11 protein-coding genes are annotated in these 14,621 nt (G+C 56.6%); 5 read left to right on the top strand and 6 right to left on the bottom strand.

Features of this window, described 5'->3' with window-relative positions; translation table 11 throughout:
* The coding region (locus LW884_11105; GenBank protein ID MCE3008876.1) for a hypothetical protein at positions 1 to 1,602 on the bottom strand (1,602 nt) is incomplete at its 3' end.
* A gap of 403 nt (positions 1,603 to 2,005) precedes the next feature.
* On the opposite strand from LW884_11105, the gene LW884_11100 reads away from it, so the two are divergent.
* From LW884_11100 to LW884_11090, 3 genes are all read left to right on the top strand, one after another.
* On the top strand, positions 2,006 to 2,689 hold the full coding sequence (locus LW884_11100; protein MCE3008875.1) for a fused MFS/spermidine synthase: 684 nt from the start codon (positions 2,006 to 2,008) through the stop codon (positions 2,687 to 2,689).
* A gap of 4 nt (positions 2,690 to 2,693) precedes the next feature.
* On the top strand, positions 2,694 to 3,428 hold the full coding sequence (locus LW884_11095; GenBank protein MCE3008874.1) for an alpha/beta hydrolase: 735 nt from the start codon (positions 2,694 to 2,696) through the stop codon (positions 3,426 to 3,428).
* A 518-nt stretch (positions 3,429 to 3,946) separates the two neighbouring features.
* Positions 3,947 to 6,562 carry an AAA family ATPase gene (locus LW884_11090; protein MCE3008873.1) on the top strand — a complete coding sequence of 872 codons (2,616 nt, stop codon included), beginning with the start codon at positions 3,947 to 3,949 and terminating at the stop codon, positions 6,560 to 6,562.
* 42 nt (positions 6,563 to 6,604) lie between these two features.
* Here the strand turns inward: LW884_11090 and LW884_11085 are convergent, their stop codons facing one another.
* From LW884_11085 to LW884_11065, 5 genes are all read right to left on the bottom strand, one after another.
* Positions 6,605 to 7,330 (bottom strand): YebC/PmpR family DNA-binding transcriptional regulator, encoded by a 726-nt coding sequence (locus tag LW884_11085; GenBank protein MCE3008872.1) that lies wholly within the window; start codon positions 7,328 to 7,330, stop codon positions 6,605 to 6,607.
* A gap of 101 nt (positions 7,331 to 7,431) precedes the next feature.
* Entirely contained in the window at positions 7,432 to 8,424 is a 993-nt protein-coding gene (locus tag LW884_11080) for a radical SAM protein (protein ID MCE3008871.1), read from the bottom strand.
* 36 nt (positions 8,425 to 8,460) lie between these two features.
* Positions 8,461 to 9,306 (bottom strand): acetyl-CoA carboxylase, carboxyltransferase subunit beta, encoded by an 846-nt coding sequence (gene accD / locus LW884_11075; protein ID MCE3008870.1) that lies wholly within the window; start codon positions 9,304 to 9,306, stop codon positions 8,461 to 8,463.
* 81 nt (positions 9,307 to 9,387) lie between these two features.
* The gene (locus LW884_11070) at positions 9,388 to 10,458 is read right to left on the bottom strand and encodes a class I fructose-bisphosphate aldolase (GenBank protein MCE3008869.1); all 1,071 of its coding nucleotides are present in this window, start codon (positions 10,456 to 10,458) and stop codon (positions 9,388 to 9,390) included.
* A gap of 90 nt (positions 10,459 to 10,548) precedes the next feature.
* The gene (locus LW884_11065) at positions 10,549 to 13,182 is read right to left on the bottom strand and encodes a gliding motility-associated C-terminal domain-containing protein (GenBank protein MCE3008868.1); all 2,634 of its coding nucleotides are present in this window, start codon (positions 13,180 to 13,182) and stop codon (positions 10,549 to 10,551) included.
* 685 nt (positions 13,183 to 13,867) lie between these two features.
* Between LW884_11065 and LW884_11060 the strand changes: the two genes are divergently transcribed.
* Positions 13,868 to 14,290 (top strand): hypothetical protein, encoded by a 423-nt coding sequence (locus tag LW884_11060; protein ID MCE3008867.1) that lies wholly within the window; start codon positions 13,868 to 13,870, stop codon positions 14,288 to 14,290.
* A gap of 202 nt (positions 14,291 to 14,492) precedes the next feature.
* Positions 14,493 to 14,621: IS1595 family transposase (locus LW884_11055; GenBank protein MCE3008866.1), on the top strand; the 129-nt coding region annotated here is incomplete at its 3' end.

Below are 14,621 nucleotides of genomic sequence, written 5' to 3'. Positions count from 1 at the left end.
GGTCCAGCCCCCGCCATCGGTGGTCATGTCGCAGTAGCAGTTAAAAGCGGAAATACCTCCCACACCATCTGGATCAATTGTATAGACTCCGCTTGCTGAGCTAGGATTCAAGGCCAGTATCTGGGCACAGTTTCTGAAGCTATCATCTACCGTAATCGTTACTGTCGAGTTGCGCACTGTACCGCAGCCTGATGTTACCGTTACCGGAAAAACGTAGGTACCTCCAGGTGTGATACCCCCGCTATTGATGGCAAAACTCAGTGTATTGGAGCAGGTATAACCACAGTCGGGACCCACGCTAACGGCGATATTAGAACCCGCGATGGGGGTTACTACCACGGTTGCCGTGCTGGGTATACTGCCGCTTTGGGTTATGTTCAATATGGTAGTAAGAGTGGCCGTTACCAGGTTTGGAGTTTGTAGGTTATTTCCAGTAGTGCTATAAGACAACTGAAAATCGCAGGCCGTTACGGTAAGTGTCAGGAAGGTAAACTTGGTAACGCCGCATGCCGCTACATGCCGTAGCTGCAAGAAGTAGGTTGCGGCAGTGGTGCCAGCGGCTACGTTAATTTTTACGGTCTGGGTAGTGGATGCACCGGAAAGGTTGGCGGGCTGGGGGGTAGGGGTATCTATCGTAATCTCCGGGATGGGGCTGATCAGGGTAGTGGTAATGTTTCCGGGTGTGCCTGCTACGGTAGTCAGGGTTACAGTGATGGTTTGGCTCGCGCCTTCTTCTATATTTAGCGCACCTATGGAGGGCACGGTATTGAAGTCGCAGTTCAAGGGATCACCGCACACGGTCTCCCAGTTACCAGCCTGGTAAAACTGCAAACAGTCGGCATCGGTGTTGAAGATAACCATCCCATCGGCCAGCGAGGCAGCCGGTATGGCATTGCGCTGAGCATCATTCATACGCGGAGGTAGAAAACCGCCCGTGGTAGAGTTTATTTGTAGGGCCGCGCCAGCCACCGGTGCCGTGGTGCCTATTGCTACACGCCCCGTGTTGTCTACAAACAAACGGGCTGCGCCATTGGTGGCCACCGCCACCTGCCCTACAGCAGGGCTATAGATGCCGGTATTGGTGCTGCCTGTGAAGGAGTAGGTAGGCGCGCCTACCGTACCCAATATACTGCGCACATGCCCGGTGCTGACTACCTGAAACAGGTCGCCACTACCCACGGTAAGGGCAGCCAAGGGGCTGGCATCGCCTATGCCCACATTTCCGGTTATGGAGATGTTCCCACCTGCCAGTATGCGCACGCGCTCCAGCGCACTGGTGCGCAGCACAAAGTCGGTCGCATCGGCAGTACCCAGATACTCCACAGCGGGGTTGGTTCCGGTGTTGCCCGTCAGCTGCCAGTTGCTGGTGGCGCTCACACTCTGCCAGGTGGTGCCGTTGCTTACCTGCAGGCTGGTGCCGTTCCACCGCAGGGCACCCGCACCGGCAGTGCCAGCTGCGGCACCCGTGCTACCGGCCCTTATCTCGCCGTTTACATCCAGGGTGGCAGTGGGGGTGGTGGTGCCGATGCCCACGTTCTGGGCACGCAGTACGGCGGCTGTGCCAAAGAAGAAAAACAGAAAGATATAAACACGTCTGTTCATAATAAATTTAAATTTCTAGGTAAAGGTGAAGAAGGGCTTTCCAACCCGCAAATTTAAAAGTTTATGTTCAACAAGCAAACCACAAACCGGAATATGACCGAAACCCCACACGAACGTTTGTCCCCCCCCGAGCACAGAGCTTCCTGATCTGCCTACTGCCTTGTACCGGTTTGACACCGAAAAGGTTACCAAAAACCGCATAAACAGGCTCAAGTAGCCATTTTAGCTACACCTGGCACCAGAACGGTGTACGCGAAAAAACAACCAAAGATTAACATTCGCCTGAGCCCCACTGCTACAGGCAAGGGAACCACACAGCCGCCTGTGGCCGAGAAGGTGCCAGGGCGTGCAGGCACGGGTTGCAAAAACTGGCAGAACTGGCAGAATAGGCGTAGCTTGGCGCATGGCTTCACTCCTCAGGCGGCTGGCAAGTTATCTGGTGCCTTTTGTGGTGAAAGAGGCAGAAAGTACTGTCAGCCCGGGGCTAGAGGTTATCTACAGCGGGGGTAGTTATCTGCTCCATAGCCGCCGTACCAACTATAGCGAGGGCGAACTGAAAGAAGTCTTTCACCGTACCTTCCGGGCACTGGGTGTTTACCACAGGCCTATGCAGACTGTGCTGGTACTGGGCCTGGGTGCAGGCAGCATTGTGCCCCTGCTGGCAGCACGGGGGCGGCGCCCGGCTGTTACAGGCGTGGAGCTAGACCCCAAAGTGATCGAGCTGGGCAAGGCATACTTTGGCCTTGACAGACACCCAAACCTGCAGATTGTGGAGGCCGATGCGGCCACCTACCTACAGCAGCAGCAGGGGAGGTATGACCTGGTGTGTGTGGACGTGTTTGTGGACGAGCTGGTTCCGGAAGCTATGGACCAGCTGGCGGTAATAGAGGCCTGCAAGCGCGCCCTGGCCCCGGGTGGGCTACTGATCTGGAACCGGCTGGTGCATACCGAACAAACGAAAACCCGCACCGAGCACTTTTTGCAAGCGTTCGGCCTCATTTTCCCCCACCACCACATCCGGCAGATGCGGACAAACTGGATAGTGATAGCCGAACAGCCCGATGCCGTACACACCGAAACAACCTGATAGGATGAAGACTTTACTCATAGTGCACGGTGCCTTTGAGCACGGAGACAAGTACCAGCTGGTGGCAGATTGGTTTCGGCCCCATGGCTACCACTGCCTGACCCCTACCCTGCGAGGGCACGGCAGGGCACCGGGCCGCAGCATGTACATCCGCACAGCAGACGAATACATAGCAGACCTGCAGCAGGCCCTACAGCAAGCTGGGGTGGCGCAGCCCTATGCCATCCTGGCACACAGCATGGGGGGCCTGGTGGCCCTGCGTGCCGTCCAGCAGGGTGCCATCCGGCCCGAGAAGCTGCTACTTAGCAGCCCATTTATGGCTACTGCCAAGCCAGTGCCCGGCTGGCAAAAAGCCGTGGCCCGGCTGCTAGCCCGGCTGTATGAATACGCCAGCCTGCCCGCCAGTATAAAGCAGGAGCAGCTAACGCATGACACCCAGCTGGTGGCGGAGGGCAAGCGCGATCCCCTGATCCGAAAATGGCTGACCGTGCGCTGGTACCAGGCCATAGAGGAAGCCCAGGCACGCTGCATGGCCGAGGCCGATCGGGTGCAAATACCTACCTGGATTTTCTCTGCCGGCGACGACAAAATTGTGTCTCTAAAGGCACAGCAGGAGCTGTTTGCCCGGCTACCCCAGGGGCAGCAGCACCGCATTTACCCAGGTCTGTATCACGAGGTAATGAAGGAGCTGGAACGTGCACAAGTGCTAGGAGACATACTGCGGGCACTAGCCAGCTAGCACACCCAGGTGGCCGCCCTTAGCCCAACCGGCGGGCATACCCCTACGTAACAGGCCGCCGACGGTGGGCCAGCACCCCATGTAGCAGGATCAGGTTTAGCCACATCAGCCCCCAAAGGCCCGGATGAAGAAACCTGCCAGCTAGCAGATAGCCCAAAAAACCAAACGGCAGAACCGTGGAAACCGCTATCCGTACAAGCCTTCGGCTAAGTAAAAATACGTAGTGCCCTGCCCTGCGCCGGTGCAGCAGGTGCAACAAACTGACCAACATTAGCGTACTACTCAGCCAGGCGCCCAGTGAAAAATCCTCCACTGCCAGCATGCCACTTATGATGCTAGACAGAAGCCATATACAGCCTACTGAAAATGCGAGCCACATGTGGCACAAGGTACGAAGGCCTGCGAGATGGCTTTTTACCCCCGGGTAAAATTAGGTGGGGATATACGTTGGGTTTATACCCGCCTACTTTCTACCTTAGATAACTGAAACTACACCCCGCCCGTACGCCCAAAAGACCATGCAAAAGCCCGATGGATTTAAGCCCTTCAAGTTCCGAGACCTAAAGGTATACGCCTCCAAAGAAAACCTGGTAGACGACAAGAAAAAGTACCGCCAGGTGTTCGAGAAGAGCGAAGTATCCTTTGTATATGCCGAGTTCTCTTTCTACAACAAATTGTTTGATGAAGAAGCATGGCCCATCCACTGCCAGCTAAAAGCCTTTGAGCTGAGCGGGCGGCAGATCTGCAACATTGATGTAAAGCAAACCATAGACACCCAGGAGAACATCGTATACATCCGCCAGGGCTGGGGGGTAGACAAGGTGGGCGGCTTTTGGAGCGAGGGCACCTACTACTGGGAGGCCTGGATAGACGGGGAGAAGATAGATACCAGCACCTACTTCTACATAGTAGACAAAGGGCGGGTAACGCTCGAGGAGAATCCCTTTTTCCGGATTACGAGCCTGAAACTGTATGAGGCAGACCAGGACGACTGCCCCAGGGAAAACCGGACGTACTACAAGGTTTTTGACAAGAATGCTACCCGCTTTGTGTGGGTAGAGTTTGAAGCAGAGAACCTGCTATTCGGCGACCAAGGCAGCTGGCCCTGCGAGCTTCTTTTCAACTTTTATTCAGACACCGGGCAGCTGAAGGGCTATAACCACGAGCTAATCATGGTAAACGGCCTAATGCCCCTGATACACACAAGCGCTGGCTGGGGAAGCAAAAGAGCCGGAAGCTGGTATGCAGACGACTATAAGCTGGAAGTCGTATTCATGGACCGCGTTATCGCTGTGCTGCCCTTTAGTGCTGGCGAGGCGTTTGAAGAGGCAGGAGACCAGTTTTTCTACCTACCCGGCAGCCAGGCCACCCTGCTTGCCATCCACCCCGAAGAGGTACAGGACGAGCGAAACCCGGTAGAGGCACTGGATGACCTGATAGGCCTGGAGAACATAAAGACCATGGTGAAGGAGTACATTACTTACCTGAACTTCCTCTCCATACGAAATAAAAAGGGCTTGGAAGGAAACGAAAAACCCAGCCTCCACTCCGTGTTTGTAGGAAACCCCGGTACCGGAAAAACATCTGTAGCACAGATGATGGGGCGTATATACAAAAACATGGGCCTGCTAACGCGCGGCCATGTGTATGAGGTGGACCGCAGCCACCTGGTGGGCGAGTACATTGGCCAAACAGCGCCAAAAGTAAAAGAGGCCATAACCAAAGCCAAGGGGGGCATCCTGTTTATAGACGAGGCCTATAGCCTGGCCCGTAAATCTGACGATGCCAAAGACTTTGGCCGAGAGGTAATCGAGATCCTGCTGAAAGAGATGAGCGACGGGGAGGGCAACATCGCCGTTATAGTAGCCGGATACCCCGAGGAGATGCAAAATTTTTTGGACAGCAACCCCGGGCTGCGCAGCCGTTTCACCCACGTCTTCAACTTTCCGGACTATACCCCACAAGAGCTAATTCTGATCAGCGAATACACGGCCATAAAGCGCGGCATCGCGCTAACAGCTGATGCCCGCGAATGCCTGTATGATGAGCTGGTGCGAAAGTACCGAGCACGCGACCGCACCTTTGGCAATGCCCGGCTAGTGAACAGCCTGATAGAGGTTGCCAAGGTAAACATGGGCCTGCGCCTGATGGGCAACCAGCAGCTGGAGAGCCTGAGTGCCGAAGAACTGAGCACCGTAAGGCTGGAAGACGTTCAAAAGATCTTTCGGCAAAGTGGCCACAAGTGGGTGGACATACCGGTGGATGAAGAGCCCCTGCGGCACAACCTGCACGAGCTGGGAAACCTGATTGGCCTGGAGGTTATCAAGAATGAAATAGCTGAAATGGTGCAACTGGTGCGATTCTACAAAGAGATTGGCAAGAACGTACGAGACGAATTTAACCTGCACACCATCTTTGTGGGAAACCCCGGCACGGGCAAAACTACTGTGGCGCGCCTGATGGCCAACATATATAAACACCTGGGCATACTGGAGCGGGGCCACCTGGTAGAGGTAGACCGCCAGAAGCTGGTAGCCGGATACCTGGGCCAAACAGCCCAGCTCACCACGCGCGTAATAGACGAAGCCATTGGGGGTGTGCTGTTTATAGACGAGGCCTATACCCTGCAGCAGGGGCCCCATGATAGCTACGGCAATGAGGCCATTGCCACCCTGCTGAAACGGATGGAAGACCAACGCGGAGAGTTTGTGGTGATAGCCGCCGGGTACCCAGAGAATATGGACAGCTTCCTGAACTCGAACCCAGGCCTGCGCAGCCGCTTCGACAAGACCTTCAGCTTTGAAGACTACCGACTGGAAGACCTGATGCAGATTGCCCTCAGCATGTTTAGCAAAGAGGGCGTAACCCCCACACCAGAGGCACACGCCCACCTGGAGCGCTATATGGATGAACTGGTGAACGGAAGGGACAAATACTTTGGCAATGCACGTTCGGTACGCAAGATTGTAGACCAGGCAGTAAAAAACCAGCATCTACGCCTGGCCAAGATGAACCCCAAGCAACGCACCCGCGAGATGCTAAAAGAGCTGGAACTAGCCGATGTGCAGGAATTCAGTACCCTGACGGCACCAGACAGGCAGCGTGCGGCTATCGGCTTCAAGCGCTTTCGTTAACGCACGGCAATGCGCCCGTGCGGGTGCAGGCATACGCCCCCACTAGGGGGCCAGGCTGGTGTATACGTCCTGTACGTCGTCGTCGTCCTGCAGTTTGTCCACCAGCTTATCAATGTCGGCCTGTTGCGCCTCGGTCAGCTCTGTGGTTACGTTCGGAAACCACTGTATCTCTGCCTTCAGGATCTCGATACCCAAGCCCTCCAGGCCCTTTTGCATTTGGCCAAAAGCCTCGAAAGGCGTGAGGATCACCAGCTCGGCCCCCCCATCTTCTGTTTCCTCCTCCATCAGCTCCTCCAGGCCATAGTCTATCAGCTGTAGCTGCAGCTCGTCCAGGTCCTGGCCGGCTGCGGGTATGCGGAATACCCCCAGGTGGGAGAACTGAAAGGCCACAGAGTTGGATACGCCGAGGCTGCCACCCGCGCGGCCAAAAATGGTGCGGAGGTTGGCCACGGTTCGGTTCGGGTTATCGGTGGTAGTTTCTACAATGATGGCGATGCCATGTGGGCCATAGCCCTCGTAGCGGATGTTGTCCAGCCCGCTCTGGTCCTGATCGGTGGCACGCCGGATGGCGGCCTCGATGTTGTCCTTGGGCATGTTGGCATTCTTGGCATTCTGGATAGCCATGCGCAAGGGGGCATTCAGCTCCGGATCGGCCCCTCCGCTTTTGGCAGCAAAGGTGATGGCCTTACTCAGCTTGGGGAATACGCGAGACATGGTAGCCCATCGCCTCTCCTTGGCAGCTCTACGGTATTCAAAGGCTCTTCCCATAAGGTGGATGTAGTTTTTTCGGGCACAAATATAATGCGCGGGCTGCTGCCAGCCGCGCCCCGGCCACACTCTTTTGCCCAGATCTGTAGGCATCCACGGGCCTAGGTATAGATAAATTTTTCCAGGGTGTAGCGCAGGGTGCTGGGCAGTGCCTGCCAGAAGTAGCGGTTGGTCTGGTAGGCAAAGCTAGGCTGCATATAGCAGTTGATGGTGCAACCTTGGCACTGCGGCAGGCGGCCCTCCAGCTGGCGGGCCGCAGCTACCTGGGGCTGGTGCCACAGCTGGTACAGCTGGCCCTGGATAGGGAAGGCCTCCAGGCCCAGGTGATAGCAGGGTAGCAGCAGTTTATCCTCGGGGCTGATAACCACCGTGCTGCTGGCAGCCACGCACACCGGGTTCCGGGTTTGGTTTCCGCCGGCCTCCCTCAGGCCCAGGAAGGCCTCGTTCAGGTACACACCCGGCTTTTTTCCCCAGCTGCGCATATGGGCAAAGGCCTGGGTAGCCGTGGCAGCGTGGTACCCCCCCACCCCACGCGCCGGATCGTCGAAGCGGGGGTAGGCAAAGAGCGGGTTCAGGATCAGCATCAGGCCCCGGGGCTGGGTTATCTGCTGGTATACAGCCTCTATTTCGTGCAGGTTGTGCTCCGTTACGGTGAACAGTACATCCGGCCTTTCGCCCAGCTGTCGGGCCAGGTCCAGGCTACGCAGTACAAAGTCGTAGCAGGCCACCCCTCGGCCAGTGTCGTGGGTATCTCGGTCTATGCTATCCAGGCTCAGGTGCAGCATATCTATCAGCCCACGGAGGGCCTCGGCCTGCCGGGGGTACAGCAGCCCGTTGGTGGTAACGGTGGTGATAAAGCCCATCTCTCTGGCCAGCCGGAGGAAGTGGGGCAGCTGGCGGTGCAGCAGTGGCTCGCCGCCCGTAAAGTCAATAACCCGCACCCCCAGGCGCTTCAGGTCGCGCAGGTTGGCCTCTACCTGCTCCAGGCCTACATAGGGGCTGGGGCGCTCCCATATATCGCAAAAGCTACAGCAGGCATTGCAGCGGTAGGTGAGGTAGTAGTTGCACAGGATGGGGTGAGAGAAGAGACGCACCGTTCTTACTTCAGAATCTGAATGAGCCGCTTCCGCCTACTTACCCAGCAGCATCAGCAGTTCGCCCAGCTTGTTTTTCAGCTCATGGCGGTGCACGATGAAGTCTACAAACCCTTTTTCCTGCAAAAACTCACTACTCTGGAAGCCCTCTGGCAGGTCTCTGCCAATGGTTTCGCGGATAACGCGGGGGCCGGCAAAGCCGATAAGGGCACCGGGCTCGGCTACGTTGAAGTCGCCTAGCATGGCATAGCTGGCCGTAACGCCGCCAGTGGTGGGGTCCGTTAGCAGGCTGATGTAGGGTAGCCCCCTCTGTGCCAGCTGGGCCAGGCGGGCGCTGGTTTTGGCCATCTGCATCAGGCTAAGGGCACCCTCCATCATGCGGGCTCCGCCACTTTTGCTGATCATGATAAAGGGAGCCTCCAGCTCCATGGCCTTCACTATGGCCCGGGCTATCTTCTCGCCTACCACGCTGCCCATGCTGCCGCCTATGAAGGCGAAGTCCATGCAGGCTATCACCACCGTCCGTCCATCCATTTTGCCATGGGCCGATCGGAGGGCATCCTTCAGGCCGGTTTGCTTCTGCGTAGCGCGTATGCGGTCGGGGTAGTCCTTTGTGTCCTTGAAGTTCAGGGGATTTGCACTCTGCAGGTCGGCATCCAGCTCGGTGTACTTCCCCTTGTCAAAGAAGATCTCGAAGTATTCCTTGCTGCCTACCTTGTAGTGGTAGTGGCAGGCCGGGCACACGTGCAGATTCTCACGCAGCTCCTTGATGTGCGTGGGGTTCTTGCAGTTCGGACACTTGGTCCACAGGCCATCGGGGGCCTCTATTTTTTGAGCGGTGGAGGTCAGGATACCCTCTTTCTCTCGCTTTAGCCAACTCATACACTACTTAGTTAAGCCCAAGGTCGGGAATAAATGTGGGGGCTGCAAGCCCCGTGCTGGGGCAAACGGCGTGGCCTGTGCCTAGGCAATGGTAATTTCCTTGCTCAGGTACACGTCTTGCACAGTCTGGATGAGCTTTACGCCCTCTTCAAACGGACGCTGAAAAGCCTTGCGCCCCAGGATGAGGCCGGCCCCACCAGCGCGCTTGTTTATCACGGCAGTAGCCACCGCATCGGCCAGGTCGCTGGCACCGCCGCTGGCGCCGCCACTGTTAATCAGGCTGATCTTGCCTGCATAGCAGTTTAGCACCTGATAGCGGGCCAGGTCTATGGGGTGGGGGCCGCTCAGGTCGGTATACACCTTTTTGTGGGTCTTGCCGAAGTTGAGGGCAGTATAGCCTCCGTTATTTTCGGGCAGCTTTTGCTTGATGATGTCGGCCTTGATGGTTACGCCTATGTGGTTGGCCTGGCCAGTCAGGTCGGCGCTCACATGGTAGTCTACCCCGTCTTTTTTGAAATCGCTATTTCGCAGGTAGCACCACAGGATGGTGCCCAGGCCCAGCTCGTGTGCGTAGGCAAAGGCACTGGCAATCTCGCTAATCTGGCGAGTGGCTTCCTCGCTGCCAAAGTAGATGGTGGCCCCTATGGCCGCTGCCCCCATGTTGTAGGCATCCTCTACGGTTCCGTACAGGATCTGGTCAAATTTATTGGGGTAGGTCAGCATCTCGTTGTGGTTTATCTTCACCACAAAGGGGATTTTGTGCGCATACTTCCGGGCAACGCTGGCCAGTACGCCATAGGTAGAGGCTACGCCATTGCAGCCTGCCTCCAGGGCCAGTTTTACAATGTTTTCAGGGTCGAAATAGATAGGGTTTGGGGCAAAGCTGGCTGCGGCGCTGTGCTCTATCCCCTGGTCTACGGGGAAGATGCTGAGGTAGCCGGTGCCTGCCAGGCGGCCGGTGTTGTATAGCCGGTTCAGGTTGTTTATAACCGGCTGGGGCCGGTCGCTCAGGGCGAAATTCGCGTCCAGATGGCCGGGGCCGGGCAGGTGCAGGTGTTCCTTGCCATACACGGCCTTGTAGCTCAGCAGCTCCTCGGCGCGGCTGCCCAGCAGCTGGGCAATATGATCGATAGATGAAACAACAGTTTGCATACGTCCAGTAAATGTGAACGGCAAAGATACGACGATTTTGGTATCTGCTTGCAGCAAAAAATGGCCAGGCTCTGCCATCTACGCATGTCCCTACCTCAGCAGGGTGAGGCTCCGCACGGCGCGTTGTGTGTTCCCGTTGCAGTTGGTATACTCCACATGTACGGTGTATACACCCTCTGGCGTGCGCTGGTCTGGCTGCCAAGGCCCATTGCCCGTGTGTACAGCACGTCCCCAGCGGTCGAATACGGTGAGCCGGATGGGAAGGCTACCTGCATACTCCCGGGGCGGGAACACCTCATTGATGCCGTCGCCATTGGGGGTGATCACATTCCCCCACTGGGCCGGGCTGGGGCCACCTACGGCCTCTACACTTAGCTCGGCCTGGCGGGTATCGCCACAGGAGTTGGTTACTGTCAGTGATACCGTACCGGGGGTACGGGGGGTATAGAGAGAGTCTTGACTGAGGATCATGCCACCCCCGTCTGTCCAGGTATACTGATAGCTGTCGCCACCCGAAAGGCCTCCGTTCAGGGCCTGCCCAAGCAGTGCACACAGATCATAGGTGGGGGGCAGGGAAAGGGCGGGCATATCTGGTTCAGCGGTCAGTATCACGGTATCGGCCAGTTGCGCACATTCGTCTTCCAGCACCACTGCGTAGGTGCCGGACTCGGTGGCCACCAGCGTCTGCTGCCCAGGCACCGGCTGGCCGTTGTAGAACCAGGTAATGACATCGGCCATGGGGGCCTGTAGCACGAGGGCCTCGGCCCGGCATATGCGCCTGTCTGGCCCCAGTTCGGGCTCCGGCAGGCTGGCTTGCTGCTGGCTTACAATAAGGGTATCTCGCTTCTGCTCACAGTCAGTATACACCCGTACCACATAGGTACCGGGCAGGGTCACGGTGTAGGTGGCCTCCATACCTGCCTTCTCGTCATTTCGGTACCATTCGTACAAAAAGCCCTCCTGGGCAGGTGCACTCAGCACCAGCGGCTCATTTCGGCAAAGGTTGTCTACATCAGCTCCCAGGCTTATGTTCGGCACAGGCGGCGGGGTGCGGAAGGCAATGGTATCTCGTACGTCTATATAATCATTTCGGACGGAAAGCACATAGGTGCCGGGCGCATCGATGGTAAGTGTTACGGTACTATCGGGTGCTATGGCGGTGCCATCTCGATACCAGGTGTAGTCAAAGTTGTCCCTGTTGGGGGCGCCCACCAGCTGTCTTCGCTCGCCCGGGCACAGCAGTTCATCTGGCCCGAAGGCAAAAGCCGGGGAAGGGGCAATGCGTAGCACAATAGAGCGGGTGGCTGTCTGCGCACAGGGTGTTTCTACCGTCAGCTTATAGGTGCCCGCTACATTGGCCACCAGGGTATCTGCTGTAGTGGCCTGGGGGGAATCGTTGAAGTACCAGGTATACTGGTAGTCGGTCCCCTTGGGGCCCCGCAGCACCCCAGGCACCTCAAAATCGGGTATTTCCAGGGTTTCCTCCGCGCCCAGCTCGAAGTCGAAAGACAACTGACCGGCAAAAAAGTTGGGCAGACCCTCGCGGCTGCTGGTACCGGCAGCCAGGGCTACAGCGGTTTGGGTGAATGAAAAGGCGGGATCGTTGGCGGGAAGGTCGGGCGTTTCGATGCGGCTCAAAAAGTCGGCATTCGACTCCGTAAAAAGAGTTGCATTTGAATTTGCCACATAGATACGGCCATCTGGGCCGATTTGCATATCACCACGAAAATCTTCGGTCTCAGAGCCTGGTAGGCTCTGCCACGATCCGGCCAAGTCGGCTACCTCCAGGTCATACTGCAAGATCGGAAATCCACCCCGACCCCTTGTACTGACATACAGATAACGGGAAGAAGGTGAAAACTGGAGACCATAGGCCGGAAGTGGTATGTTCGCATCCCCTATATACATGCCCAAAAAAAACTGTGGAATACTGAATTCAGGCAGCTCAATGGTTTGCGCATTCGATAAAACACCGGTGCCCTGATCGAAATCATAGACTTCGAAGATGCGGGGAAAGGACTGCTCCATTGCGCAGGCCACCCTGGTGTGGTCTGGGCTAGCCTTCAGCACGCCGGCCCAAATCGAGTTTTTGCTCCCCCCGCCCAGGTCATTGGGTATCTGGGCGGTGCCCACTGCCGAGGCTATGGCCGTGGCCGACAACCCGTCGGGGGTAAGCAGATAGGCCACAAACACATTGTTTCCGCGCTCGTGGGCCAGGATCCAAAAATCAGTGCCATTGGCGTGCGGGATGGCGGTAATGCGCTCGGTAACCCCGGTACGAATAAAAATAGGGCCTGCCACCAGCGAAACATCGCCCGTACCATCATCCTGCACCCGGGAATAATGCAAGTCTCCGGGCGTGCCCCCGTTCAGCTGCTGTACGGAAAAAACATAAAATTCATTGCACGATCCTGGGGCACGCACCACTACGCCCGACTGGGTGGAAGAACCGCCACCCCGCAGGTCGGTAGCCACAACTGCATGATCTGCGTCCCATAGCGTACTACCGTCGGTATAGAAGAGCAGGCTCCCATCGGTATCATAACCGGCGGTACAGCCCTCCTGGGTATTCATCTGGCTGCCGGTTATCCCTACGGGGTTGGCGGGGTTGGCAAAAGAAACCCCCGCCCTGTTTCCAAAATACCAGGTGCGCTGGGCCTGGGCAACGTTCGGACAAAGCGCGAGGGCCAGCAGCAACGGAATAGCGTACGAGAGCCTGTACATAGCCCCAATATATGCACGAAAGCAGAGTATAACATGAATGGGTGCGCGAACGGTAAAAATTGGTGCCCGAATGGTAGGGCACAGCCCCCGGCCAGCCGGCCCCTGGCTACCAGTAGTTTCTGTCTACCCTTTGCCTGTACGAAGGTGGTATTTCCGGGCACTTTAATCAGTCAGTACAGAAATACCGGGCTTTACGATCGCTATGGTAGGCCTTGGACATCTAGATATGTACCACGATTCTTAGGGAGCTTGGTATGCACTCTGTTCCGACCTCGGGCACCAGTAGGCCATACCGACCTTGTGTAACCGTATAAAATCCTACCCCTGGCTCAGCTGGCATGAGATTTGCTGACAGGATTATGTGCCCAGATTTTTTACAATCCTTCTACATCTACTGCCTGGCAGGGCACTCTACCGGCCTGGCTACAGACATGAGGGGCTACGCAAAGGTGCGGCCCGTGTTACGGTACCGGCCGTGTCTCCCCAGCCTGCTTCGGCACCGGTACCCCTGCCTGCCGTGCCCTCCCTGCCCGGGCAGGGCCCTGGCAGCCCGGAGACCAAGCTAACCAGCACGCACTACCCCAAAAACCAGCACGTCCAGGCTCTGCGCCGCATGCCGGGTGTCAAACAGCTGAAACATACCGCACGCAATACCGCTAAACCTCAACACCAGAAAAAAGGGAAAATGGACACCTTAGAATTCTTTGTATTCCTCCTTATTCTAGCCGGCCTGAGTGCCCTGGCGGGCATAGTGGGTGGGCCTATTCTTATTCTACTTCTACAGGGCCTGGGGGGCTATGGGGCCAGGGCCGCCATCTTCTCCGGGCTGTCTGTAGCTCTTGCGGTTTTTAATACAGCACTTATCGCAGTGGTCAAGACAGATGTTGCCAAAGAGGCAATTACCCTCGTAGTGCCCTTGGTACTGATTCTGCTTGCAGTGGTAGCCAGCGTGTTTACCTGGCTTGCCCTGTTTGGGGTCGGCTATTTTGCTACGCAGGCCTTCTACGGGCTCGCGTGGCATTCTTTCCTCTTTCTTGCGGGCCTGGCACTAGTGCTTACCACCCTGTATACAACGGGCATTATAAAGAAACGTAAATTTCTCCCGTAAACGGCTCTGCCCAAGCTTAAACCCATTTCGATGCTAGTACCCTAGCTGATGAGCGCTACAAAAGTACGCCGACCTCCACAGCAGGCAGCAGCACGCAAGTTGTATGCGTGAGCCAGGCATGTGCTGCCACAGGCAAATCCGGTGTCAATCTTCAGCTATTGGGGCTTGACTATCAAGGTATAAGAAATTACCTTGTAAGTCAATGAATAACAGCAAATTAGGCGGATACAAGCAGAAAAAGATTCTGCAAGCATTCGCCCTGGAGCTAACAGCCACCCAGGCCTCGAGTCTTTTGCAGATTAATCGGAACACAATAAATCGTTACTATCGC

This window comes from Bacteroidota bacterium (genome assembly GCA_021300195.1).
Classification (GTDB): domain Bacteria; phylum Bacteroidota; class Bacteroidia; order J057; family JAJTIE01; genus JAJTIE01.
Note: the sequence above shows the minus strand (reverse complement) of the source record. Positions and strands in the feature narration are given on the sequence as shown.

Coding starts and splice junctions, on each gene's coding strand:
- LW884_11060 (MCE3008867.1), top strand. CDS start 13,868: ATGGACACCTTAGAATTCTTTGTATTCCTCCTTATTCTAGCCGGCCTG.
- LW884_11070 (MCE3008869.1), bottom strand. CDS start 10,458: ATGCAAACTGTTGTTTCATCTATCGATCATATTGCCCAGCTGCTGGGC.
- LW884_11100 (MCE3008875.1), top strand. CDS start 2,006: ATGGCTTCACTCCTCAGGCGGCTGGCAAGTTATCTGGTGCCTTTTGTG.
- LW884_11085 (MCE3008872.1), bottom strand. CDS start 7,330: ATGGGAAGAGCCTTTGAATACCGTAGAGCTGCCAAGGAGAGGCGATGG.
- LW884_11095 (MCE3008874.1), top strand. CDS start 2,694: ATGAAGACTTTACTCATAGTGCACGGTGCCTTTGAGCACGGAGACAAG.
- LW884_11065 (MCE3008868.1), bottom strand. CDS start 13,182: ATGTACAGGCTCTCGTACGCTATTCCGTTGCTGCTGGCCCTCGCGCTT.
- LW884_11090 (MCE3008873.1), top strand. CDS start 3,947: ATGCAAAAGCCCGATGGATTTAAGCCCTTCAAGTTCCGAGACCTAAAG.
- accD (MCE3008870.1), bottom strand. CDS start 9,306: ATGAGTTGGCTAAAGCGAGAGAAAGAGGGTATCCTGACCTCCACCGCT.